The sequence below is a fragment of the Rhizobacter terrae genome (genome assembly GCF_003852895.1).
Classification (GTDB): Bacteria; Pseudomonadota; Gammaproteobacteria; order Burkholderiales; family Burkholderiaceae_C; genus Albitalea; species Albitalea terrae.
The window spans coordinates 214,094-238,761 of sequence record NZ_QUSW01000005.1 but is presented as its reverse complement, the minus strand read 5'-3'; the positions used below and the strand labels follow the sequence as shown (position 1 = coordinate 238,761).

21 protein-coding genes are annotated in these 24,668 nt (G+C 63.1%); 4 read left to right on the top strand and 17 right to left on the bottom strand.

Annotated features, from left to right (window positions below; translation table 11 throughout):
• The first annotated feature begins 113 nt into the window (after positions 1-113).
• Positions 114-7,778, top strand: a complete 7,665-nt coding sequence (locus DZC73_RS18705) for a CHC2 zinc finger domain-containing protein (RefSeq protein ID WP_161974642.1) — start codon at positions 114-116, stop codon at positions 7,776-7,778.
• A gap of 179 nt (positions 7,779-7,957) precedes the next feature.
• On the opposite strand, the gene DZC73_RS18700 is transcribed toward DZC73_RS18705, so the two are convergent.
• The 16 genes from DZC73_RS18700 to DZC73_RS18625 form a co-directional block, all read right to left on the bottom strand.
• The gene (locus tag DZC73_RS18700) at positions 7,958-8,797 is read right to left on the bottom strand and encodes an alpha/beta fold hydrolase (protein WP_124541884.1); all 840 of its coding nucleotides are present in this window, start codon (positions 8,795-8,797) and stop codon (positions 7,958-7,960) included.
• Positions 8,798-8,890: 93 nt separating this feature from the next.
• On the bottom strand, positions 8,891-9,973 hold the full coding sequence (locus DZC73_RS18695) for a branched-chain amino acid ABC transporter permease (RefSeq protein ID WP_124541883.1): 1,083 nt from the start codon (positions 9,971-9,973) through the stop codon (positions 8,891-8,893).
• A gap of 13 nt (positions 9,974-9,986) precedes the next feature.
• Positions 9,987-11,003 carry a branched-chain amino acid ABC transporter permease gene (locus tag DZC73_RS18690; protein ID WP_124542170.1) on the bottom strand — a complete coding sequence of 339 codons (1,017 nt, stop codon included), beginning with the start codon at positions 11,001-11,003 and terminating at the stop codon, positions 9,987-9,989.
• Positions 11,004-11,020: 17 nt separating this feature from the next.
• The gene (locus tag DZC73_RS18685; protein WP_124541882.1) at positions 11,021-11,773 is read right to left on the bottom strand and encodes an ABC transporter ATP-binding protein; all 753 of its coding nucleotides are present in this window, start codon (positions 11,771-11,773) and stop codon (positions 11,021-11,023) included.
• Positions 11,770-12,525: an ABC transporter ATP-binding protein gene (locus DZC73_RS18680; RefSeq protein ID WP_124541881.1), complete on the bottom strand. Its 756-nt coding sequence runs from the start codon at positions 12,523-12,525 to the stop codon at positions 11,770-11,772. The genes DZC73_RS18685 and DZC73_RS18680 overlap by 4 nt, the downstream gene beginning before the upstream one ends.
• 21 nt (positions 12,526-12,546) lie before the next feature.
• Positions 12,547-14,037 carry an extracellular catalytic domain type 2 short-chain-length polyhydroxyalkanoate depolymerase gene (locus DZC73_RS18675; protein WP_124541880.1) on the bottom strand — a complete coding sequence of 497 codons (1,491 nt, stop codon included), beginning with the start codon at positions 14,035-14,037 and terminating at the stop codon, positions 12,547-12,549.
• A 127-nt stretch (positions 14,038-14,164) separates the two neighbouring features.
• A complete protein-coding gene (locus DZC73_RS18670) occupies positions 14,165-15,367 on the bottom strand; it encodes a substrate-binding domain-containing protein (RefSeq protein WP_124541879.1) in 1,203 nt (400 codons plus the stop codon).
• A gap of 223 nt (positions 15,368-15,590) precedes the next feature.
• The gene (locus DZC73_RS18665) at positions 15,591-16,193 is read right to left on the bottom strand and encodes a TetR/AcrR family transcriptional regulator (protein ID WP_124541878.1); all 603 of its coding nucleotides are present in this window, start codon (positions 16,191-16,193) and stop codon (positions 15,591-15,593) included.
• 7 nt (positions 16,194-16,200) lie between these two features.
• The gene (locus tag DZC73_RS18660; RefSeq protein ID WP_198414895.1) at positions 16,201-16,710 is read right to left on the bottom strand and encodes a PaaI family thioesterase; all 510 of its coding nucleotides are present in this window, start codon (positions 16,708-16,710) and stop codon (positions 16,201-16,203) included.
• 92 nt (positions 16,711-16,802) lie between these two features.
• On the bottom strand, positions 16,803-17,237 hold the full coding sequence (locus DZC73_RS18655) for a RidA family protein (protein ID WP_124541877.1): 435 nt from the start codon (positions 17,235-17,237) through the stop codon (positions 16,803-16,805).
• A gap of 66 nt (positions 17,238-17,303) precedes the next feature.
• Positions 17,304-17,567 (bottom strand): MAPEG family protein, encoded by a 264-nt coding sequence (locus tag DZC73_RS18650; protein WP_124541876.1) that lies wholly within the window; start codon positions 17,565-17,567, stop codon positions 17,304-17,306.
• Between the two features lie 27 nt (positions 17,568-17,594).
• Positions 17,595-18,218, bottom strand: a complete 624-nt coding sequence (locus DZC73_RS18645; RefSeq protein ID WP_124541875.1) for a hypothetical protein — start codon at positions 18,216-18,218, stop codon at positions 17,595-17,597.
• 36 nt (positions 18,219-18,254) lie between these two features.
• A complete protein-coding gene (locus tag DZC73_RS18640) occupies positions 18,255-18,632 on the bottom strand; it encodes a GFA family protein (protein ID WP_198414894.1) in 378 nt (125 codons plus the stop codon).
• Positions 18,622-19,002, bottom strand: a complete 381-nt coding sequence (locus tag DZC73_RS18635) for a VOC family protein (protein ID WP_124541874.1) — start codon at positions 19,000-19,002, stop codon at positions 18,622-18,624. The genes DZC73_RS18640 and DZC73_RS18635 overlap by 11 nt, the downstream gene beginning before the upstream one ends.
• A gap of 33 nt (positions 19,003-19,035) precedes the next feature.
• Positions 19,036-19,395, bottom strand: a complete 360-nt coding sequence (locus tag DZC73_RS18630) for a DUF6463 family protein (protein ID WP_124541873.1) — start codon at positions 19,393-19,395, stop codon at positions 19,036-19,038.
• A gap of 70 nt (positions 19,396-19,465) precedes the next feature.
• Positions 19,466-19,864 carry a YidB family protein gene (locus DZC73_RS18625; RefSeq protein ID WP_124541872.1) on the bottom strand — a complete coding sequence of 133 codons (399 nt, stop codon included), beginning with the start codon at positions 19,862-19,864 and terminating at the stop codon, positions 19,466-19,468.
• 192 nt (positions 19,865-20,056) lie between these two features.
• Between DZC73_RS18625 and DZC73_RS18620 the strand changes: the two genes are divergently transcribed.
• Together DZC73_RS18620 and pdxR are read left to right on the top strand one after the other, a co-directional pair.
• Positions 20,057-20,641, top strand: a complete 585-nt coding sequence (locus DZC73_RS18620) for a hypothetical protein (protein ID WP_124541871.1) — start codon at positions 20,057-20,059, stop codon at positions 20,639-20,641.
• Between the two features lie 11 nt (positions 20,642-20,652).
• Entirely contained in the window at positions 20,653-22,164 is a 1,512-nt protein-coding gene (pdxR, locus tag DZC73_RS18615; protein ID WP_124541870.1) for a MocR-like pyridoxine biosynthesis transcription factor PdxR, read from the top strand.
• A 31-nt stretch (positions 22,165-22,195) separates the two neighbouring features.
• Here pdxR and DZC73_RS18610 read toward each other — a convergent pair whose 3' ends face one another.
• Positions 22,196-22,516 carry a winged helix-turn-helix transcriptional regulator gene (locus tag DZC73_RS18610; protein ID WP_124541869.1) on the bottom strand — a complete coding sequence of 107 codons (321 nt, stop codon included), beginning with the start codon at positions 22,514-22,516 and terminating at the stop codon, positions 22,196-22,198.
• A 107-nt stretch (positions 22,517-22,623) separates the two neighbouring features.
• Between DZC73_RS18610 and DZC73_RS18605 the strand changes: the two genes are divergently transcribed.
• Positions 22,624-24,540 (top strand): MBL fold metallo-hydrolase, encoded by a 1,917-nt coding sequence (locus DZC73_RS18605; RefSeq protein ID WP_124541868.1) that lies wholly within the window; start codon positions 22,624-22,626, stop codon positions 24,538-24,540.
• Positions 24,541-24,668 lie beyond the last annotated feature (128 nt).

The window sequence follows — 24,668 nt, the reverse complement described above, 5'->3', positions numbered from 1 at the left end:
TAGTTGACTAGGCACCTCGACCTACCGGGCGCATGGATCGATGAAGCTTGCTCCACGGGGCTTGGCGGAGGCAAACTAGCAGGTATCAAGCCAGTCTAGGCGCCTTGGCCCCCGTGGCCTCCGAGACGCTCGAAGCGCTTCGCGCCTCGATTCAAACAGAGCGCGTTCAACACGCCAAACAGGGAAGGAAGAACGTGCCAAGAATCGACTACGACAAGCTCCTTGCTAGCGTCTCGATCGACGAAGTTGCGAAGCGCCTTGGTATGGAGCTTAGTGCTGAGACCGGCACGAAGGCCAAGGCCTTGTGCCCATTCCATGATGACAAGACGCCGTCGTTGCTCATCGACTCAAACCGAGACCGAAGCCGACAACACTTTCACTGCTTCGCATGTGGTGCGCATGGCGATGCAATCGATCTGATCAAGGCCCGTCTCAACGTCGGCTTCAAAGAGGCCGTGGAGTGGCTGTCACGCGGCTTTGCAATTGCTTCATCGAGCGAACCTACGAACGCCCCCCGCCCTCCGGCTGATATTGGATCAGACGACGGCTCGGGCCTTGAGTTGGCACTACGCATGTACCTTCGCGGCTCCAGTGCAGAACGCCTTAACGAGTGGATAGTGGAGCGGAACCTTGACCCAACCATCATCCGCCGAGCCAGCTTCGCCCATGCAACCAGCAATTTCTTGTCAGGGCGCCTTGATGCGGAGAAGGACAGATCGCGAAAGCGTGAGCGAGCCGGATTGCTGGAGGATGCCCATCTGGTCAGGCGGCTGTTTCCTGGCGTTGCCACGGCATTGCATCTGCCTCTGAACGCAGGGGACGGCTCATCTACCAGCTATGGTGACTTCTTCATTGGCGAGCGCATCGTCTTTCCCCTATACGACGACAAGAAGCTGTTGGTCGGCCTCGGAGCCCGGTCACTAGGCGACTCCGTCGGGTCAACCAGTCCGAAGTACCAATTCACTCGCGGCTTCCCAAAGACACGGGTACTCTATCGCGCAGAGCAAGCCTTTGGACGGCTACGAGAAGGCGCCAAGCAAGGCAAGAAAGAACAGACGCTCTTCCTGTGCGAAGGCTTCCTTGACGCCCTCAGATTTGAGGGTGCTGGGCTCGATGCCGTAGCCGTCATGGGAAGCGCCCTGAGCGAGCAGCAAACGCAATTGATTAAGGTCTTGTGCGACAGCTTGCCCGGTCAAGGAACTACAGTAACGGTGAATGTTTGCTTCGACCGAGACGAAGCAGGCCTTAGGGGCGCCGCCGACGCTTGCCTCAGGCTGCTGGCCGCAGGTCTTGACTGCAAGTTCTGTTGGCCTACCGACGCCACACTGAGCGATGTCGGTGTATATGGCGAGCATGCCAAGGATCCCAACGACTACCTAGCAGGACTGTCGCCCGAATCGGTCAACGAACTATTGGAGCGGTCTAGCTATGACGCGCCACTAGCGATCCTGGCATTTGCGTTTGGAACTACCGCAGACGACACGCTGAATGACTCAATCTGGTCCGCCGCGCCTCGCTCACGAAGAATGCGTGCCTTCACACGGGCATCTGCGCAGCTGAGGCGAGTGGCGGGTAGAAATGCTGCATCGTTGGTTTCGATCGGCGAGCAGATCGAGGAAACTCGAACCAGCGTTCAAGCCTTGAGAGACTGGGCGGCTCACCTGGCCGAAGCCAAAGCGGAAGCGCATGGGTCGTTGTCTGGAGAGTTTCTGAACGATGCTCAAGCTCGACTCAATCACGCCCGGCTACTTGCCTACATGGGATCGAAGCGAGGTGAACTTCCTTGCGATGAGCCACGTTGGGAGCGTCTCGACGTCGCCGCAACGGCATTCAATGCCCTTCTTGTTGAGCGCTTGTTAAGTCAGGAAGCCGATCCGTTGGGGGCCTATGACGCGGTTTGGGTTCCTAGAAGCTTTGGAGGGTCACAGCCAAGGCTCAAGATGATGCCGAGGCCAGAGGATCTCACGATCCAGCAATACCTGCTCAACGAGATCCTTACCGAACGCTGGGATCACAGCGCATATTCCGATTCGACGTTCAGTAGAAGCATCCCAGCGATCCGCTACTACAGGGAGGAGAGGCGGACAGTCACCACCGGCTTTGACTCTGATGGGAAGGGCAACTGGGGTGAACTGAGCACTCGAACCCTGAGCTTCGCGTATCAGATTGACATGGATGTTGTAGAGGGCAGGCAGCCTGCTTCGTCCCAGGGGATGTACCGGCCCTTTCATGAGTGTTGGCTTGACTTCATGAAGTCGGTCTCGCGGCAAGTTTCTGAGATCGGGTATGTATACGCCGTCCGGCTTGACGTGAAGCGCTACTACGACCGCCTACGCCGGTATGTTGTGCGTGACAGCTTGCAGGCCCACCTGAAGCACGCTATCGAGTCCGTGACTGGTGACACTCCCGGGTTTGCAGAGTTGCTGGGAATGCAGGTAGCCACGCCTAGTGCGGCTGAGAAGGCGACGGCCGTTCTCGAAAGATTGGACGAGCAACTCTTCGGCGTCGCCTACAGGCGGCCGGACACGGGTGTCGTAGAGGGGTCAGATCCGACGCGCGGGATACCGCAAGGGCCTGTTCTTTCCGCATGGATCGGCTCGATCGCCTTGTTTCCGCTAGACCAAGAAGCTAACAGAATCATTGAACGACTTAACACGGAAAAGACCCGTGTTGGGTACGCCCGGTATGTCGATGACATCGTCCTACTGGCAGACAGTCCAGCAGCTCTAAACGAGATGCGCGAGTCGATTGATCGGCATGCACGGGCGCTTGAATTGACGCTCCTGGCCAAAGCCGACGAGATCCCCGCGATGAGTGCAGAGGAATTCTCGGTCTACATAAACCACGGCCGTGCCTTGGCTGCGTCAGGTCCTGCGTGGGAGCCCCCGCTCATCGGCGATGGCGAGTCCGGATGGGACTTTTGGTCCGTTGCCCCGACCACTGACCGGCAGTCCGCGCTGCAGTTGCTGCACAACGTGGAGCTATACAAGGCGCCCGTCGCGACCATCCTTCAGACAGTCAAAACCGCATTTCAAGCTCCAGACCTTAGACCGTCAGAATTGCCCAAAGCCGCACGACTTTTGTGGTACGCGATCGCCAGCGAACACGAAAATGATGTAGACCGAGTCGACGCTGCTGCAGCGTGGACTCGATACCTGACGCTGTGGAGTGAGTGTGTGCAGGGAACGTCGTGGCGTCTCCTCCCAGAGAAGCACTCGTGGGAATCACCGCTGTTGTTTGGACTCGAAGGGCTTGAGCAATTGCTCGACACAAAGACCCGCGACGTTCACGAACTGAATGCTGAAGAGAACGTCACTCGACGCAACAGGATCGCATTGCTGGCCAGTCTGGTCCTTGAGCCGAGGTTTAGTACCCCCTTCGGTGACAATTTGTCCGGGCCAGAGCACCAGCGCGAAACAAGATTCCAACTCTTGGCCTGGAAGGCCCGACGTGCCACCGGTCAGAGCAACGCACCTGCCACTCGGTCCGAAGCTGAGCGTGCTCGGTTGGTCCATGTCTGGCAACCTTTCGAGTGGATGCACGAGGCAGTAGCGCTTCTGGCTTCCTCGACGGCTTCTGATGAAGATCCTCTCAAACCGTTTGTCCAGCCGTTCAAGAATCTTGTTGCTCGCAACCTCAACTACAGCGTTGCAGCTCGCCTGTTTCAGGACTTACTTCCCGACCAACCAGATCGACAACTTCCGTCGGGCGAGCCGAGTGGGGTCTCTGATCAAGCAACAACAGCCACGGCCGCTATTGCATTGCAGACACTGGCTAGCGTTGTGCCTCGGACCGAGGTCCTCGCCTGCTTCAGCAAGCGTCACCACTTGTTAGCGCTGACTGCTTCAGTTCACTCGACAGCACGGCTCTTTCTCCCCCCACTTCCAGGCATCCGTGTAAAGCGTCTTTTTTCCTGTCTCAGCGATGAGTCAACGAACGGCAACGTACTTGCGCGCGGTCTGGAGGCAATCGAACTGAATGACGCTGGCCAGGACCTCCCTGTGTTCGTGGGCGCCGACTCCCAGGCAATTCCGCGCCCCTTGGCGTTGAGTTGGACACGGCACGACATGGAGTCAACTGGAGGGCTGTTGCGTCGACTTGAAGGAACGCTCTCGCCCGAGGATTTCCTTCGTTTGCGCGCATCGACGGAATCAACGGGTCAGTCTTTGGTCGTAGGGACTCTCCGGTCTGCCGCCAGCCTGTATCGAGCGATCGTTGCGGCTGTTCGGTCCTTCGCGCGTGAGCACAGCGAACTAGAACTTGTTCCGGCGTGGCCCCACCTCGCACAGAGTTCCAACGGGCAAAATTACTATGTAATTGGTGAAGGTGTATCGCGCGCGGAGCTAGGCAATCGTGCCTTCGTTCGAGATGGTGGACGTGCACTTCGGACGATTGAAGTTCCCATCTACGAAGCAGATCTCTGGCGCGTCGGCGCGGCCGTCAGTGACTTCATTGGATTACATGACGACGTTGCCAAGTTCAGCGACGCGGAGACCGAAGTAACTCTCGATGCGGCGGCACTGAGTAATCCTGCACGATATGTGCTTCGCGCACAGATGCGAAAGCTTCGTGGCGCATTTGCTGACTCCAGGATCAGCAAGAGGCAAGCCTCAGCCACCGAGTTGCCATCGAGCATAGAACGTTCACTTAGGCTATTGGAAGATTTTCCGGATGACTCCGCGTCCGCCATCTTGCAGGTTGCTCACGTGCTGGCGATCGAAGCCGAGTCAGCGGCAATGTTCCTGTCGTTTCGAGAGCGATGGGGCTGCACGGATACTGCAGTGTTTCTGAAGGAATTGGCTAGTAGACTTGTCGCACGTTTGCCACTCTCGATCTCGAAGGACCTGGCGGTTGACGCTGGTGACTTACTTGGGGTTCGGCGTGATCTCTGGGGGGTGCTCTGCTTTTCGAGGCAAGTACACGCGCTGAGCGGCACCGCAGCACTATCTCAGGAGCCTGCTTGGCGGGCCCTTCGTGCCGGAACCGTTTGTGCCGGGGTATCTGCTGCACTTGAGGGTGTGGTCGCGTCCATGCGCAGCCACGGCAGCTTTGAGGCCAATTTCACTTTTGACTTTCCCGCAGAGTGGAATGTTGCTGCACTTGGTCGTGGCGACTCAGACTCTGCCCCAGACGCTGCCGATACTGCTGAAGACGCCAGACTCCAGCGAAACCGAGTGGGATTGTTGGAGCAACTGCGATCAGTCGTTCGGCATCTTGGGCATCGACTTCGTCGAGAGGTCAACTCGCTAAGCCGTCTCTCGGACGATGTGTACAGTTTGCTCGAGACCATCGTTAAGAGAATTGCTCAAGCGGAGTATTCGTATGAACGATCTGGCGAAGTGCTAGATTGGCCCTTTGAATGCGTCAGCAATGAATCACTGAATCTGCTTGACCTCGACCTGCTTGAGTTGACGACTGCGCTCGTTCGTCAACTCGACGCCGAATTGGGCTTCGAGGTGGTCTTGGCTAAGGAGTCGTCATACGGCTATAACGCGCAGACTCGGCGGTTTGTGGATTCCCGCAACGGCCACTGGGAAGTCACCCCGTGGATGATCTCGCAGTTCCCACGAAACGCGAAGCACGTAGAGGAAGTGGTCCTTGATGGGCGTGTGCTGAGGATCTGGTCAGAGGTCTATGACCGAAGTTCTGGTCGATTGCTGTCAGTGTCCGCGCTTGGCGAGCCATTCGCCTCGATCGCGATTGGGAAAATTGCAACTGAGAGCAAAGTATCTGGCGAAGCCATCAGCGATGACAAGGTCCAGGAGCCGACAAGGTCCGATGACACCCCCGCGCAAGGAGCGCCCAACGTCGATAGCGGCGAGGCTTCAAACACACGAATTCAGGGAAAAACTGACCGCCCGGCCGCCACGGCAAACCTAGGGGACACAGATGAGGGCGCCCACACGCCTGACCACCTTGCACCGATCGGGGCACCGCAAACACTGCCTCCCGATACAGGAGCGAACGATCGTGTCGCTGGGGATTGGCCCATAGATTTGCCTCGGCCGCCGTCGGCGATTGATATCCGCTCATTCAGAAACCACCAACGCGAAAGTTGGCAAACTCGTTCGAAAGAGAGCAAGCGGGAGGCACACGTTCGTGTCGCCCTATTGCAGATGTCACTGGACATCACTTACCTTCACCCCATGATGGAAGTCTGTCCATCTAGATGGCCAGTCAGCAAGGAAGCAAAGAATGCCCTGACTGAGAAGCTGGAGCCGAAAGCACTCTACGAAATGCTTGCGAGTGCAACGGTACGATCCGGTTCTGAACACAACTGGAAGGGTGAGAACTCCGAGTCGCCACAGATGCCGAGCTGGGCGGAGCACCGGCGCCGTCGGATCCTTGAGCGAGTTGTTGATTGTTGCGAGGCCTTCAATGTTGACCTTCTAGTCTTGCCTGAGTATTCAGTCCGTAGAGAAACGGTTGAATGGTTGAAGGCCTTCTTGGCGAACAAGAATGTTTCTGTTCTCGCCGGTACATACATGGAGTTCCGAAAGGATCCTCCGTCTCATAATTTGGCCGCCCAACTAACCCTCTTGTGGCCAGTGCCAAAGGAGGTCACGCAACTTCTGGCTTTGCCGAGCAACCAACAGGTCCGGGATCGAAGGGATAGCCAGGACGCATTCCTGCGGGGTTTGGTTCTTGAACTCACTCGGCAAAAGAAGTACAGGTCCATAGCGCTGAACGAGCTGATTCAGCCGTTGACTGGGCCACTCAGCCCACTATTCAAGCCAGAAGATCTTGCGAAGCAGCTTCAGGATGAAACAGGCTTGATGCCAACGGTGAGCTCCATCATCGCTCTTCTCTCAAACACTCGTCTTCCGCTAAAGCACGTTCTTGAACTTATTTGCTCAGAAGTCTTTTTGGTGTCTAGCCCAGCAAACTATCTACACATGGCCGAGGACTATGTAGATATGCACAAGCGTTTTAGCGGAAGCGCTTCTGCCGACGAAGTTGAGAGAGACCTCAAGGTGTTGGCAAAGCATCTCTCTATTACTGGTGACGGAAAGCAAGTTCGTCGATCGATTCTGGCCATACCAGCGGCCACATCTCGAAGTGCCGACTACTGGATCGCCGGTCAGGCATGTCAGTTGGCCGCCGGCACAACTTCTGTGTTTTGCAATGGCATCGGGAAGGATCTTGCCGGCGGAAGCTGCTTCGTAGGTAGAGGTAGTTGGAAGACTGCGCGCTTGGAACCGGGATGCGTCGCTTCAATCACGCCGTATCACGGTTGGTCAAAGGGCATTTACTACAACGACGGCAAGGATGCTTTGAGCGGACATGACCAAGCGGTAGTGATAGCGGACATAGACCCATACAACATGCTGGAAGGAAAACCTAGGCCTCAGACTATGCCGGTACCCCTGCAACTCGTTGCCTACCTACCGCTGATTGAGTCTGTTGATTGGCAGAAGACGGAATCAACTCTCCTTGCCTCATATGGTTTACCTCCGATCACCGAAATTCGAAGTAGTGGATATCAGAAGCCTCCTTGCGATGAAGACACGTTCCGGTCAGCAATCCAGAAGGCCATCGCCGCTCCGGCCGAGGCGAACTTTAGTAGCCTCTGGAAATTCTTCCCTGACGTCGACGCAATCACCGACCGTGCGGCGGCCTTTTGGCACGATGGAGCCATCCAACCGTCGGCTGGATCTCATGCACAGGGCGCCTTTGGTTCGCCTGCGCTCTACGACTGGATCGATGTCAGCCTATCTCTGTCTGGCAGTGACACACTGCGAAATGTCGAGGTTCCGTTTTGGCAGAAGACGAAATAGTAGTTGCACATCCATGCGTCCCGGTAGCGGAAAGTGGACGCTGCAAATCGAATAGCGGGTATCGGGTTTCGGCAGAACGTTGCAGGAAGGTATGCCAAAAGATGGATAAGCTCGGGCACGCGGACGCTGTACTCAAGGTGCAGGCTTGGGCAATCACGACTTGCTGTTCGGTCCCAAAGTCACTCACCCCTGAAAAACCTCTCCACCAATTCAAACTGCCCCTGCGTGTTCAACGCCGGCGCATGCCCGCAACCCGCGATCTCCACCACCACCGCCCTCGGCCCGCGCTGACGCATCGCCTCCGTGGTCTCGCGCAGCAGCAAGTCTGAGTGCTCACCACGCAAGCACAACACCGGCAGCGCCAGACTGTCCCATTCGCTCCAGCGCAGGTAGTCGTTGTCGTGGTGGGTGAACTGCATCACCATCGCCGGGTCGTAGTGCGGCGTCACTCGGCCGTCGGGCAGGCGGCGGGTGGATGTCTCCGTGAGGCGCCGCCACTGCTCGTCGCTCAGCCATCCGTACGGTTGGTAGATGGTGCGGAAGTAGGCCTCCAACTCGCTCACGCGCTCGAAGGCGGCCGGGCTGCCGGCATAGCTGCGGATGCGCTGCAGCGCGGCTTCGGCCAGCTCCGGTCCGTTGTCGTTGAGCACGAGCCGACGGATGCGGCCACGCAAGTGGGTCGCCGCCGCCACGGTGCCGATCGCACCGCCCATCGAGGTGCCCAGCCAGTGAAAGTGCTCGATATCCAGCTGATCCACCAGCGACACCGCGAGCTTCACGTAGAAGTCCAGGCAGTACTCGCGCAGCGGGTTCGGGCTCCACTGGCTCAGGCCGCGGCCGATGGTGTCCGGGCAGATCACGCGGTAGCGCTGCGACAGGTGCTCGGCGATGTCGTCCATGTCGCGGCCCGTGCGCGCCAGGCCGTGCCAGGCGATCACCGTCTCGGCGTGCTGCGCGCCCCACTGCGTGTAGTGGATCTCGCGGCCCTCGCAGGTGATGTAGTGCGATGTGTGCGGCATGAAGCGTCCCTGTGCGGCGTGCTGTTCGATGTGTTTCGTGGGCGTCGAGGCGTGCGCCGGCCGGCGGCTCCGGCCGCCAGCGACGCACGAGGTTCAGTGTTTCGGCGGAGACTGCGCGTGCCGCATCGCTCTCAAGCGCCCGACCACGCCGCTCGGGAAGTGGTAGACCGAGAGGATGAAGAGCACGCCCAGCCACAGCAGCCAGCGGTCGGGCGAGACGAACTGCGACAGCACGGGCACGCCCTCCACCGCCGATGCGCCCAGCTTCATCAGGTCCTGCAGGTAGCTTTGCGCCAGCAGGAACAGTGTGCCGCCCACCACCGCGCCGTAGATGGTGCCCATGCCGCCGATGACGACGATGAGCAGGATGTCCAGCATGATCTCGAAGGACAGCGAGGTGTCCGGCCCGTTGTAGCGCAGCCAGAGCGCCAGCAGCGCACCAGCCAGCGTGGCGAACAAGGCCGACAGCACGTTGCTCAGCGTGCGGAACACCACCGTGCGGTAGCCGATGGCCTCGGCGCGGAAGTCGTTCTCGCGGATGGCCTGCAGCACGCGGCCGAAGGGCGAGTTGACGATGCGCAGCATGATGAGCACCAGCGCCACCGCCACGAAGAACAGCAGGTAGTACGTGAGGAAGCGCCCGTCGATGCTCGCCCCAAGGAACGGGTCTTCGAGGTACTGCGTGCCGGGCTGCAAGGCTTCGGGCACCTTGAAGTTGAGCCCGTCCTCGCCGCCGGTGAAGTCCGACAGCTGCGAGGCCAGCGTGAGGAAGGCCGAGGCCACCGCGAGCGTGATCATCGCGAAGAAGATGGCCTTCACCCGCAGGCTGAACAGGCCGATGAGCAGCGACAGCGCAAGCGACACCACCAGCGCCGCCGCCACGCCGCCCACCACCGCGCCCCAGCCGGGCCCGAAGCGTGTGCTCGCGATGGCCACGCCATACGCGCCGATGCCGAAGAACATGGTGTGCGCGAAGCTCACGATGCCGGTGTAGCCCAGCAGCAGGTCGAAGCTGGCCACCAGCACGATGAAGACGAGGATCTTCGCCGACACGTTGAGCGCCTTGGTGCCGGGGAAGAGGAATGGCGTGAGCGCCAGGCCCAGCACGATGGCGATGAGCATCACGCTCAGCCAGCGGTTGCGCGGCAGGTCGTGGGAGAGCAGTCGGTTCAGCATGTCGTGCGCCTCCTCACCGGTTCGCCACGGGGTACAGGCCCTGCGGCCGCCACAGCAGCACCAGCACCATCAGGCCGATGTTGGAGAACATCGCCACCTTGGGCGCCAGGAAGCCCACGTAGTTGGCGAGCAGGCCGATGAGCAGCGCGCCGACGAAGCAACCGAGCGTGGAGCCCAGACCGCCAATGATGATGACGATGAAGATGAGCACGTTCACGCTCGCGCCCATCTGCGGGCTGACGCCTTGCTGGTACATCGCCCACAGGCTGCCGCCCAGCCCGGCGAGCGCGGAGCCCGCCACGAACACGCCGATGAACAGGCGGCGGATGCGGTAGCCCAGCGACTCCACCATCTCGCGGTCCTGCACGCCGGCTCGGATGAGCAGGCCGATCTTGGTGCGGTTGAGGGTGAAGAGCATGGCGGCCAGCACGAGCGCGCCGATCACCACCGCGAGCAGGCGGAATTTCTCGACCGCCGCGTCGCCGAACACCAGCGCGCCCTTGAGCGCCTCGGGCAGCGGCAGCGCCTGCGGGCCAGGGCCCCAGATGACCTTGATGATCTCCTCGCCGACGATCATGCCGCCCATGGTGATGAGGATCTGCTTGAGATGCTGGCCGTACACCGGCCGTACCAGCAGCCGCTCGAAGGCCAGACCCACCACGCCGGCGACGAGCATGGCCGCGAGCATGGCCGGCACGATGGCCCCCAGGTTCATCCACAGGCTGGAGGAGGCCGTCCAGTTCGGCATGAAGCCCAGCACGCTCATGGCGACGAAGGCGCCCATGGCGATGAACACGCCATGGCCGAAGTTCAGCACGTCCATCAGGCCGAACACCAGGGTGAGGCCGGAGGCGATGATGAAGACGATCATGCCCATCGCCAGGCCCGCGACGGTGAGCGTGAGCCAGGTGGAGGGCGAGCCGATGAGCGGCAGGCCGGCGAGCGCGAGCACGGCCACCAGGGCCATGGGCAGCCAGTCGAAGCTGGCCTTGGGGATGGCGGAGGCGGTTGGGGTGGCAGTGCTCGGCATGGGCGTCGCGACAGTGTTCATTGATGCGCTCCCAATGACAAGCCCAGGAGCCGCTGTTGCAGGGATTCGTCCTGCGCCAGCTCGGCCATCTCGCCCTTGTGCACGATGCGGCCGTCGTCCATCACGGCGACTCGGTCGCCCAGCGCCTTGGCCATGGAGAAGTTCTGCTCCACAAGGAGCACCGTGGTCTGCGTGGCCTTGAGCTCGCGCAAGGCGGCGATGAGGTTCTGCACGATGGCCGGCGCCAGGCCCTTGCTGGGCTCGTCGATGAGCAGCAGCCGGCGCGGCTCGATCATGGCGCGGCAGATGGCGAGCATCTGCTTTTGCCCGCCGGAGAGCTTGCCGGCGGGGTACAGCCAGAACTTGCGGATGGCGGGGAAGAGGCCGAACAGCCACTCCAGCCGTTGCGTGTCGATGTCGTCCACGCTGCGCGCCTTGCGGGCCGCGAGCAGGATGTTCTCGCGCACCGAGAGGTCGCTGAAGATGCCCATGTTCTCAGGCACGTAGGCGATGCCGAGGGTGGAGATGTCAGGCGTTGTGAGCCGCCCCTTCTCGCCGCCGATGGCGCGGCCGTCGAAGAAGACGTGGCCCCGCGAGGCTTGCCACAGGCCCATGATGGTGCGCAGCGTGGTGGTCTTGCCGGCGCCGTTGCGGCCCAGCAGCATCGTCACCTGGCCGGTCGGCACCTCGAAGTCCACGCCATGGAGGATGTGATACGCCCCGATGTGCGTGTGCACGCCTTCGAGCTTGAGGATGGCTTGCTCGCTCATGCGGCCTCCGCCACGGCCAGGCCCAGGTAGGCGTTCTGCACCACCGGCGAGGCGATGACCTCCGCCGGGTCGCCGTCGGCCACCAGCTGTCCGTTGTGCAGCACGATGATGCGGTCGGCCAGCTCGCGCACCACGTCCATCTTGTGTTCGACGAGCAGGATGGTCTTGTCGCGCTCGGCCTTGAGTGCGCGGATGAGGTCCAGGATCACTGGAACGTCATCCACGCTCATGCCGGCGGTGGGTTCGTCGAACATGTACACCTTGGGCTCGAGTGCCATCAGCATGGCCACCTCGAGCTTGCGTTGGTCGCCGTGCGGCAGGCTGCTGGCCGGGGCATCGGCACGGTCGCCAAGCTTCACGCGGTCCACCAGCTCGCGGGCGCGGGCCAGGGTCTCGCGGTGGTCCAGCCACACCGACCACAGGTTCAGGCCTTCCTTGCGGCGGGCCTGCACCGCGAGCCGCACGTTTTCCAACACGGAGAGATTGGGAAACAACTGCGTGAGCTGGAACGCGCGGCCCAGGCCCCGGTGCGTGCGCGACGACGGCGGCTCCGTGGTGATGTCCACGCCGTCGAGCAGCACCTGCCCTTCGCTCGCACGCAACTGGCCCGAGACCAGGTTGAAGTAGGTGGTCTTGCCCGCGCCGTTGGGGCCGACGATGGCCGTCAGCGTCCCCGGCGCGAAGCTGCAACTCACGTGGTCCACCGCCACGTGCCCGCCGAAGCGGATGGTGAGGTTCCTGGTTTCGAGCATGTCGCGTTGTTCACGTCCCGGTCAGGGACAGGTTCCGATCACGTAGTAGTTGGGGCCCGTCTGCTTGAGCGTGGTCGTGTAGAAGATGTTCCACAAGCCCATGTATTGGTTCGAGCCGTTCGCGTAGGTGTAGCCCATCACCGCGTAGGCACGGCCGGCCATGGTGTGCGCGTAGTTCGATGCGGTGTAGCAGGTGGCTGCGCTGCCGGTGGTGGTGCCGGTGGCCGCGCTCGATGCCGCGCCTTCCACGCCGTTGGCGTCCACGGCGCGCACCGTCCAGCTGTAGGTGGTGCCGGGCGACAGGCCGATGTCGGTGTAGCTGGTGCCCGTCACGAGCGAGGGGTTCACCTGGTTGGGGCCGCGGTAGACGTTGTAGCCGCTCGCGCCGCTCACGGATGCCCAGGAGATGACCATGGTGGAGCTGGTCGCGCCCGAGGTGGCCACGCCCGTCGGCGCGGGCAGCGTGCCGCCGCCTCCGCCGCCCGTGCCTGAGGACACCTGGTCCACCATGGCCTTGAGCGCTGCGGCCTGCGCGCCGGCCTTCTGCGCGAAGTTGCTGCCGTACCAGCCCACCCAGTCCCAGCAGGCGTTCGGGTTGGGCAGCATGCTGCTGGCGGGTGTGCTGTGCGCCGTGTTGTCGGCCCGTGCCTGCGGGAACAGCACGATGATGCTGTTGGTGTCGGCCCAGCGGGTGTAGCCGGTGTTCTTCACGAACTTGTCGCCCACGCTGCCGTATTCCTGCTTGCAGCCGTGCAGCGCGAGGTGCAGCCTGCACTGCGCACCGGCGGCGCAGTTGGCCGGCACGTAGATCCAGCCGGTGGGCGCGACGCCGGGGTTGTTGATGAAGGCCGTCTGGTCGAACTCGATGTAGTTGCCCGCGGCCGGCGAATCGTTGCGTGCATTCAGCGTGCCGTAGAACTTGCTGAGCACCGCCTTGGCCCCGTCGTAGCCGCAGTTGCTGATGTAGGGCGACGAGGTGCTGTTGCAGGCGTTGTTGCCGGTGCTGTCGAAGTCGGTCGGGAAGACGTGGGCGGCGCCGTCGCGGCGGATGTAGTCGAGGTTGCCCGCGGGAACGCCGTTGTTGGCGTACTGCGTCTGCAGCCCGTTCATGGGGTTGGGGCCGACGGTGGTGTCGCTGTTGCCCACGAACATGAAGATCTTCTGGCCGGCGATGTTGGCCTTGTTGTCGATGGCGCTGCCGCTCCAGTTGTTGATGTCGGCCTGCATGGTGCTCAGCATGCTCGCGCTGATGGTCGCGTTGTACATGCACGCGGTGTAGTTGCTGTGCCCCGCGCACATGTACGGGCCGCCGGCGAACACGCCCACGCCCTTGAAGGTGCCGGAGTAGGCGATGCCCAGCTGGTTGGCCATGAAGCCACCGGCGGAAAGGCCTGACACCGTGATGTTGGTCTTGTCGACATTCAGCTTGGGCAACTGCGCTGCGGCCTGCGCCGCGACGGCGGTGACCGCCATGAGGGCGGCCAGCCACCTGTTCCATCGAACCAGTCTCATGTCTCTTGTCTCCTGTGGCCCTCCCTGTTGTTCGGAAGGATCGTTGTCGCAGGCTTCTCTTCGCGGAAGCTGCTGGACTCCCTGGGCGGGAGCCGGCCTCCCTCGTTGGGAGGGAGGCCTCGCGCGGTCAGCGCTTGTTCTTGATGGGCACGTTCATCTCTTCGGGCTTGATCTCACGCACGAGCTCGGGCACGCCCCACGGGAAGGCCGGGTCCACCTTGATCTTGAAGTGGTACATACTCTGCATGGCCTGGTGGTCTTCCTTGCGGAAGGTCATCTTGCCCTTGGGCGTGTCGAAGCTCATGCCTTCCATGGTCTTGATGAGCTTCTCGGTATTGGTGTCGCCGCCCGTCTTCTTGAGCGCCTCCACCAGCGCGATGCCGGCGGACATGCCGCCCGCGGTGAAGAAGTCCGGCGGGTTCTGGAACTTCTTGTAGTGGTTGGCCACCAGCCATTCATTGGCCGGGTTCTTCGGAATGCCGAAGTAGTAGTAGGTGGCGCCTTCCATGCCGGGGAAGTTCTTGTAGGCGGCCATCGCCGGCAGGATGTTGCCGCCGGTGGAGATCTCGATGCCGTAGCGCTTCAAGTCCAGGTCGGCGATCTTGAACGGGTTGCCGGCGCCGGCCCAGACGATCCAGATCACCTTGCGGCCGGGCAGGTCCTTCAACTTGTCGATGATGCGCTGCGCGCCGGCCGTGAAGTCGGTGGTGTTGGCCGGCAGGTATTCCTCATGGACGATCTTGGCGTTCTTGATCGAGTCCTTGAAGGCCTTCACGCCGTCGCGGCCGAAGGCATAGTCCTGCGCCAGCGTGACGATGTTGGTGCCGGCCTTGTCCAGCGTCACCGCGTTGGAGATCGCGTCCTGCGAGCTGTTGCGGCCGGTGCGGAAGATGTACTTGTTCCACTTGTCGCCGGTGATGGAGTCGGCCACGGCGGGCTCCACCAGCAGGATCTTCTTGTATTCCTCGGCCACCGGCAGCAGCGCCAGCGCCACGCCGGAAGACGACGGGCCCACTGCGATGTCGGCCTTGTCGTCACCATAGGCCGTGGCCAGCAGGCTCTTGCCCACGTCGGGCTTGCCCTGGTCGTCCTTCTCGATGACCACCAGCTTCTTGCCGTTGACAGTCATCGTGCCTTGCGTGGCGTACTCCAGGCCCATCATCAGGCCGGTCTGCGTCTGCTTGCCATAGGCTTCGAGCGGACCGGTCTTGCTGTAGACGTGGGCGATGCGGATCTCCTTCGCATCGGCCGCCTGGGCCAGCAGCGGTGCGGCCAGGGCGGTGGCGACGAGCGACGCCAGCAGCAAGCGACGGGGGGTGACTCGGGTCATGGGTCTTGTCTCCTGAGAATTGTTCGGTCCCAGTTCGCAAAGCCCATGCCACGCGCGCCAACTCAGTGCAAACCCTCAAGAAACATCAGGCGCAGCAGCCTGGGACACCCTGTGCGGGACCGAAAGCCTCGATGCAGCGTCCGACCATCGGACGCTTTGCGGAAAGTCATTGTCCGGCAATCAGGCGGCGACCGATTGGCGGACAGGGCTTTTCATCGCGGGGTCATGATGACTCGCCCGCGGCAAGCAGCGATGCATCGACGATGTAGCGTTCGGTGGCGCGGCGGTCACCTGCGCGCAATGCGCCCCGACGCATCAACAGTGCCAGCCCGTGGGCCGCGGCCCAGGCGCGCACGACCCTGTCGCGGGTGATGGTGGGGGTGTCGCCTTCCCTGGCAAAGACGCGTGCGGCCAGGCGGATGAGCTTGCGGACTTCCTGGCCGACCTCGGTCTCCTGGTCCACGTCATCGCGCAGCGGCAGGGAGAACACCATCTCGTAGAGGTGCGGCTGCTCCAGCGCGTAGCCGACGTAGACCTCCATCATCACGCGAGGGCCGTTGGCGGCATGGGCGCAAGCCAGGGCCACGTCCATGGCCCGCACCAGCGTGTCCAGCTCCTGAGCGGCCAACTGGAGGATGAGCGCGCGCTTGTCCGGAAAGTGCCGGTACAGCGCGCGGTGGTTCACGCCGGCCGTGGACGCCACCTCGCGCAGCACGAGTTCGTCGACGCCAGAGCGGGCCACCAGTTCGCGCGCCGCGGCCAGCGCCTGCGCGTGCAGGTCGCCATGGTGGAAGCGGGTGCGTGGCGCGGCGGCGGGTTCGGGCATGAAGGCGTCAGGACTTGAGTCGGGCGTGCCACTCTACTGTCATTTCGGCCACCACCACCTTGCTCTCGTCCACCAGCTGCACCTGCACGTCGAAGCGCGTCTTGCCTTGCTGCTTCAGCTCGTCCACCAGCGCATCGGGCTCGCCCTTGACCTGTGCGCTGGCGGTGATGGTGCCCTTGGCAGGCTTGAGGTACTGGATGCGACCGTCGGCCGCGACCGGACGCACCGCGAGGATCATCGGCGCCAGCGCACCTGCCATGGCAATGCCCGACGCCGCCTCGCCCAGCGCGAACAGCGCCGCGGCGTGCACCGTGCCCACGTGGTTGGACACCTCCGTGCGCTGCGCGAGCCGCGCCTGGCCCGTGCCGCGACCGGCCTCGGTGGCGACGACGCCGGTGAATTTGGCGAAGGGAACCGTCTCGATCGCCTGCTTCTTGATCTGCTCGTAAATCATCGGGGACCTCACGAAGAAAAGGGTTCTGGACACGGTGGCCGACACGGCCGTCTTCATTCCCATGGAAACTCCTTGATGTCTCCAATGGAGACATGTGGATGCTACAGCACCCACTCCGGCCCTGCATGGCTGGCTGGCGTTCTAGAGTCGGCTGCTCATTTCCCCGGCGGGAAGACCGCCGTCACCTCGACTTCGACGACCAGCGACGGGTCGTACAGGCGTTGCACCTGAACCCAGGTCGCCGCGGGGAAGTCATTGTCCACGTAGTACTTGCGCCGAAGGTCCTGGTTCCTGATGACCTCGTCCAGGCGCGTGGTGTAGAGGTTTTCCTTCACCACGTTGCGAAAGCTCAGGCCGTGGGCTTGCAGCGTCTGCCGGATCTCGTCATAGGCGTGTGCCATGGCCACCTTCATCTCCCCTGCCCCCACGCTGCCCGAGATGTGCAGCGTGTCGCCGATGCGCACGGCCTGGCAGTAGCCGATGGCCTTCTCGCCGGCGGCATCGAGGTGGAAGCACTTCTTGCCGGGCAGCGGGTCGGCGGCGAAGGCGGGGGTGGAAAGAACGAGGACTGCAAGAAGGATGGTGCGCATGCGGGTCGCCAATGTCGAAGCTGGAGAAGCGTCCGGCAGCGACTCTACGCCCGCGGTCGCTCTCGTCTAAAGGAACGCCAAAGGCAGGCGCTGAATCAGCAGGCGGCTGGCGCAAGCGAGCAGCGGCACGAAGGTCAGCGTCATTCCGACGACGCGGAAAGCAAACCTCTCCTTCAGCTGGCTGACGCCGTAGGCGTGCACGACGCGGCCGACCAGGAGTGAAGCACCCATCGCGTGGAGGAACACGGGTCCCGCGCCACCGGTTTCCATGAAGGCCAGCAGCAGCAAGGCCAGCGGCACATACTCGGCGAAGTTGGAATGCGCCCGCATGGCGCGCAGTGTCCGCCTGACGTGTGGTCAGTCAACCGTGCTGCCCTTGAGGCACGACAGATTGTTCTCTGCCCACTGGGCATACTTTTTCTCGAGGGCTCGGTGAGGAACAAAGTACCAGTCATAGACTTGCCGCGCCGTGGCGGGAAAGCGTGCGTAGTCCCAGGCTGAGTCATCCGAGAAGACGATGCCATCGGTCAGTTCAGCCAGCGCCGCCGCGATGATTCCATAGGCGAAGTTAATGATCGGAGGTTGCCCGGCCGACCGCCTGAACATCCAGAAGAGGCCCACCTCCAGGCAGGCGCGGACTTTGTCCGCCAGTAGCCGTGCTGGCTCATGATCGGCCAGAACATCATTCCAGAACTCCACCTCGTCATCGCCCACGGCGAAAGACGTCACGTCGGTGCCGCCGCCATGTTGGGGCACGAAGATCCACGCATAGCGGCCATCCGGCCATTGGAAAGATGCAGCGGAAGGAACAGGCACCACATCATGTGTACGTCCCTCCCGCAATTCACAGCGAAGTTCGAATTCCTTCTGAACGCCTCGCAACCACAACTGCTCGTTCAGCCGTCGTTGCGCCAATGCCAGAAGCTCCTCGAACGTCGGGACTGGCTGTCGCCCCGGGTAGACCTCAAATGTCGTGGACATGTTGGCGTGGATTCGTCAGACAGGACACCGCAGGCGCTATGTCATCCGGGAACCGGTGGCCTGCCGAACCGGAATACCGTCCGACTCAAACCCCTCAAGACAGTGCACATTGATCCCCAGGTTGTCCGGCGTCACCCGCTTGCGGTGGAACGGATAGATGCCACACACCTTGCAGAAGAAGTGCCGCGCCGTCTTCGTATGGAACTGGTATTCGGTGAGCGATTCCTCGCCGGCGAGCAACTCGAACCGGCTCTCATGCACCTTCACCATCAGTGCGTTCTTGCGCTTGCAGATCGAACAATCGCACATGGTGAGTTCGGGAAAGTCGGTCTCGATCTGGAAGCGCACGGCGCCGCAGTGGCAACTGCCGAGGTATTTCTGCATCGCGCGATGGGTCATGGCGTCAGCGCTCATAGGTTCTGATCTCGATCAGGTGCTGGTTCGGATCGTTGAAGTAGAGCGTCGGCGCCAGGCCTCGTGCGCCCGACTCTTCTCCGGGCCCGGTGTTCACGCCGACGGAATCAAATGTCGGCCCGTGCGCGATGCCGGCCTGCCGGATGCGCGCGAACACGGCATCGAACTGTGCTTTGGAGACCGCAAAGGCATAGTGCTCGAACCCCGGCGTGCCCCAGGGCGCCAACTGCAGTTGGCAATCCGGTCCGGCCTTGATGACGGTGAACGGACCATCGGTTCCCTCCAGGCTGAAGCCCAGCACCTCGGTGTAGAACCGGACGCTGGCCGCCAGGTCGTTGACTTTCAGGATGATGTGGTCAAGCAATGCCATGAGGACTCATGGTGATGGCACCAGCACTGAAGGCTAGAGGACCCCATAGCCCGCCACCAGCAGCAGCGGTGCAACGAGCAAGGCAGCCCAGAACGGGGACTTCGGGAATGCGACCACGCCAACGAGCGACGTCGCCGTGGCGTAGAAGCCGATGAGTCTGAGCAAGGCCAGGTCGCCCACCGAGACGGCGTGGACCGCCGCATGGCCGGCGAACATGAGCAAGGGCCCCAGCAGGACGAACCAGAAGGCGGTGCGCCGGATCTCCGGCACCTGGAACTGACCGATGAAGCCCGCGGAGACCGCCTCCAGCAAGGGCGTGCGGTACTTGATGACACCGAAGGCGATGTGCGCCACACCGAGGGCAAAGAGACACCAGGCCACGACGATTGCCACTTCAATCCTCCCAAGGGAAATTCGGCGCGGCGCCAGTGCTTCGGCGAAGCCCGGCACCGTCGAACGAAGTCTACTTGCGCAGCATTCCGAGCAGGCCGCCCAGCGCCCCGCTGTCCGGAACGGCACCGCCGGGCGTGAGCTGGTCGATGACCTGTGGCAGCAATTCGGCGAGGTGGCCCGACGCCACGTCGGCAGGAATGCCCAGCTGGTTCGCAATGGCCTGCACCTGCTCGCTGCCCAGCACGGCCTGCAGCTGCTGCGCCGAGATCGGCAGGTTGCTGCCGGTGCCGACCCAGGAGGCCACCACGCCGCCCAGCCCCTTTTGTTCAAACACGGTGATGAGTCCCGACAGGCCGTCGGGATGCTGCTGGATCAAGCTGCCGATGGCGTCGACCACGCCGGCATGCGGGCTCGAGGAACCGCCGGAAGCGCCCATCACTTGACCAACGAGGGAGTCGAGCAGGCCCATGAATTTCTCCTTCAGCCAGGGAGGCGACAGTGTGCACCTGATTGGCTGACGGGAGGGCCTTGGGTTGCGATTTTCGGCGGGGCCACTCGAGGTCCGGACCGCGTGGCCCAGGAGAGAACGGGCCAAGTGGCTCTGGAGCAAGCCGGCTCGCAGGTCGAAGATGCGCGTCACCCCAACAGCACGCGTGATCCCATGAACTTCAAGACATCGATCCGGGCACTGATCGCCGCTTGTGCCGCGATCGGCTTCGCCGCCCTTTGCCACGCAGCCGATGTGCCGGCGGCCTCTGCTGGCGCCCCTCGCGACGGGCAACACGACTTCGACTTCAACCTCGGGGTGTGGAAGACCCACATCAAGCGCAACATGACACCGCTCACGGGCCGCACGGAACTCGTCGAGATGCACGGGACAGTCCGCGTGCGACCGGTGTGGAACGGCAAGGGCATGCTCGAAGAGATCGAGGCGGACGGGCCCCGCGGTCACTGGCAGGCGATGACGCTGTTCCTGTACAACCCGCAAAGCCGGCAGTGGAGCATGTCGTTCGCCAACAGCGCGAACGGGAAGCTGGACGTCCCGATGATCGGGACCTACGCAGGCGGGCGGATCGAGTTGTACCAGCAGGACAATGTCGGCGGCCGCTCGATCTTCGTGCGCGGCACCTGGTCGGACATCACGCCGACGTCCCACAGCTACCAGGAAGACTATTCCGACGATGGCGGCAAGACATGGGAGCCGTCGTTCACGGCGCGCCTCACGTTGGAGCGCGCAGCCCTATGATGGCGCCCGCCATGGGTGCAGCAGAGACAGTCGTCTTCGAACTCCAGATCGAGCGTCCCGCGCCCGGCGCGCGCGACGCCGCGAAGAGCCTGCATCAGCAGCTCAGGCAGGCCATCATCGACGGCCGCCTGGCCGCGGGTGCCCGCTTGCCTCCGACGCGCCTGTCGCTGCAATGCTTCGGTGTCTCGCGCAACACGCTGGCCGAAGTCTACGAGCGCCTCCTCGACGAAGAGATGATCACCACTCGCCGCGGGGCGGGAACCTACGTCGCCGCGCGCCGAGGACGCTCGCCCACTCGACACGATGGGCGCGAGACCCCGCCGCCGGCAAGCCGGCAGCTGAATCCCTTCTGGCTGAGTGAGGATGTTCGTTCCGCCATGGGCTTCTGGGACGATTTGACGGACATCGCGGCCCGGCGCACGGTCGTCGATTTCCGGCCGGCACAGGTCGACTCGCGCGAGTTTCCGCACGCCACGTTTCGCCGCCTCATGGCACAGCAGCTGCGGGCCTTGGACCGTCGGCCGCCGAGTGCCCGCGGCCCCAGCGGCAACCAGGGCAATCGCGGCTTGCGCGCGGCGATCGCGCATCACATCGCGTTGACGAGGGCCGTGGCCTGCGCTTCCGACGAGATCGTGGTCACCGCCGGCGCGCAACAAGCGTTCGATCTGCTCGCGCGCGTGCTCGTGATCCCCGGAAGCACCGTGGTTGCGGTCGAAGACCCCGGCTATCCACCGATGCGCGTGGCGTTTGCCGCGGCGGGCGCGAGCGTCGTGCCGGTGCCGATCGACGAAGAGGGACTTCGGGTCGACGCGATCCCCCGCGACGCGCGCGTCGTGTGCCTGTGTCCGTCGCACCAATTCCCGATTGGCGTGACGATGTCTGCGCGGCGGCGTGCCGAGTTGCTCGCCTTCGCTCGCAGCACCGGCGCCGTGGTGGTCGAGGACGACTACGACGGTGAATTCCGCCTCGAAGGCAGCCCGTTGCCAGCCCTGCGCACACTGGATGCGGCCGACGTCGTCTGCTATGTCGGGACGTTCTCGAAATGCATGCTGCCGTCGTTGCGGCTGGGGTTCGTCATTCCGCCGGCATGGATGCTTGACGCCGCCACGGCGGCAAAGAACTGCGCGGACTGGCATTGCCCGACGGCGACGCAGCTCGGCGTGGCGGCCTTCATGCAGGAAGGCCATCTGGCGCGGCACATCCGACGCATGCGCGGCATCTACGCAGCACGAAAGCAGCACCTGTGGCGCAGCCTCGAGGCCGACTTTGCGGGTCTGCTCACTCCGGTCCCATCGAGCTACGGGATGCACGTTTGCGCGTTGACGACGAACGGACTCGATGTCGAGCCACTGTGCGCCCACCTGCGCGCCGACGGCGTGGAGTTGCACAGCCTCAGTCGCTACCACCTTGGCACGCCCACGCGCGCTGGGCTGGTCTTCGGGCTGGGCACGTCGGACGAAGCTGCGATCAATCGGGGCCTGCGGTTGTTGCGCAAGGCCGCCAACGGATTGTTCAGTCGCTGATCGCTGGCGGCTCAAGCCGTCTGCGCGACATTCATCCGAGGTGCTTGTTGCCCCAGTCGCGCATCGCCTTCACGATGGGACCGAGGCTCTTTCCCTTGTCGGTGAGCACATATTCCAGCCGCGGCGGGCGCTCGCTGTAGAGGGAGCGCCGCACCAGGCCGTCATCTTCCATCGTCTTCAGGCGAGCCGACAGGATGTTGGGGGCCACGCCGGGCAGCGCCGCCTGGAAATCCTGAAATCGCCGAGGACCATGCAGCAGCAGTTCGCGCAGCAGCAGGATGGTCCATCGTTCGCCGATCAGGTCCAGTGTCTTGGCGACCGGGCAATCGTCGATCTGGTAACTCTTCGCCATGAGGGCAGCTTAGCAAGTTGACTTCTCTTTCGCAAGAGACTAGTCTTTCAATAGTCACTTGCCAATTGCAAGTGACTTGTACGAATCCTTCTTTGTGGGAGCTGCGCATGAACGTCCTCCGTCGATGGCTCTTCATCCTGGTCTGCGGCGCCGGTGTGCTGCTGATGGCCAACCCGAGCACTGGCGCTGCCGACGCCTTCGCAGGCAACCGCCCGGAGTTGGCCTACCTCGAGCAGGTCAACCGGTGGCGGCCGCCGTCGGACCCCCAGCTTGTCTTTCTGCTGATGGGCCAGTTCGCCAACGCGGGCCGGCATGCCGAGGGCATCGCCTTCTTCGAAGACCTGCGCCACCGCTTCGGCCCCCAGCTGACTGACGGGCAGCGCGCGATCTACCTGACGGCCATCGCCGTGCTGCGCGCAGGGCACGCCCACGACGTCAGCCTGTTCAAGCGCTACGGCTGGGTGCGAGACACCGTGCGCATGCTCGACGATGCCAAGCAGCTCACCCATGGCGAGGCCTTCGTTATGCGCTGGATGTCGGGCGTCGTGCGCGCCCGGCTGCCTGGCTTCTTCGGCGAGCGCGACGCGGCGCTGGCCGACCTCAGCTGGTGTGTGGCGCACGCCGACAAGGCCCCGCATGCGAACTGGCTGCGCGAAGTGCACTTTCACCTGGCATCGGTGCACCGCGAGCGCGGCAACCTCGCCGAGGCGCAGCGCGAGCAGGCGCTGAGCGGCTACGCCGAGACCTCCAAGCCGGTGCTCTTCACCACCTCGTTTTCGGGCGATGCCGTCTCGGGCCACCGGTTCTCGCCACGTGCGATCCGAGAGGTGGTGCCGGGCACGGTGTACGCACTGTCGGGCTTCGAGTTCACCGAGTACTACTTCATCGTGTCGGCGAACCGGCGCGAGCTGATCGCCATCGACGCCGGCTCGCGGCCCGACGCCGCACGCGAAGCGCACGAGGCGCTGCGTGCGCGCGTGCCCGCGCTGCCGCCGCTGACCACGGTGTTCGTCACCCACTCGCATTGGGATCACGTGGGCGGGCAGCGCCACTTCCGCAGCCTGAACCCGGCGCCGCGCTTTGTCGCCCGAGAAAACTACGCCGATGAACTGGCGCTCGATGCCGGGGCTGATCCGGCCACGCTGAAGCGATTCTTCGGTCGCGGCTTCCGCCTGGAAGACGTCCTGGCCTTCAGGCCCGACGTGACGATCGGCCAGCGGACCGAGATGACGATCGGTGGCACCCACTTTTCGCTGCAGCCGGTGCGCGGCGGCGAGACGGACGACGCGCTGCTGATCCACATGCCGGACCACGGCGTGCTGTTCACCGGCGACATCCTGATGCCGTATCTGGGGGCACCTTTTGCCAACGAAGGCAGCCTGGACGGCATGCTGGCTGGCATCGACCAGGTCAACGCGTTGAAGCCGCATGTACTGCTGCATGGCCACGAGCCCTTGACCCGCCTGTTCGATTCGACCGCGATGCTGTCCGACCTGCGTGCGCAGCTCGTGTGGCTGCGCGACCAGGTGGCCACCGAAATGGCCAGGGGCACGACCCGCGCCGCGATCCAGCAGGCCAACCTGGTGCCACCGACGCTGGAGCAGAGCCCGGCGTCGGTGCACCTGGCCTATCTGGTGCTGCGCGAGAACACGATCAATCGCCTGTTCCAGCAGCACAGCGGCTACTGGCAGAACGGCCTGCAGGGTCTCGACATGCTGAGCGATGCTGAGCACGGCGCCGCGCTGATCGACTATCTGGGCCTGAGTGAATCACAGGTCTTGGCAGCTGTTGACCAGATGCTGGCCGACGGCCGACACGAACTCGCGGCGTCGACCTTGCGCGCGCTGCAGGCGCGGCTGCCGGCCAGCGAGCGATCGGGCGCGTCGCGTCGCCTCGTGTACCTCAAGCTGATGGAAAAGGTCCAGGAATTCGACCCATTCAAGTTCATCCTCTACGCCGACCAGATCGATCAGGCCACGGCGCAGATGAACGCCCCCATCGGGTCCGCATCGGATGGGCACTGAGCCAGGGGGCCAAGCCTTCCGGCCGGTGACATGTGTTGCAAGGGCGGCGCCCCGCCCTGCTGCTATCCTCGTCCGCCCAATGGATTCATCCGTGCACCCGCCATGCGTACTCGCCGCCTTGTCACATG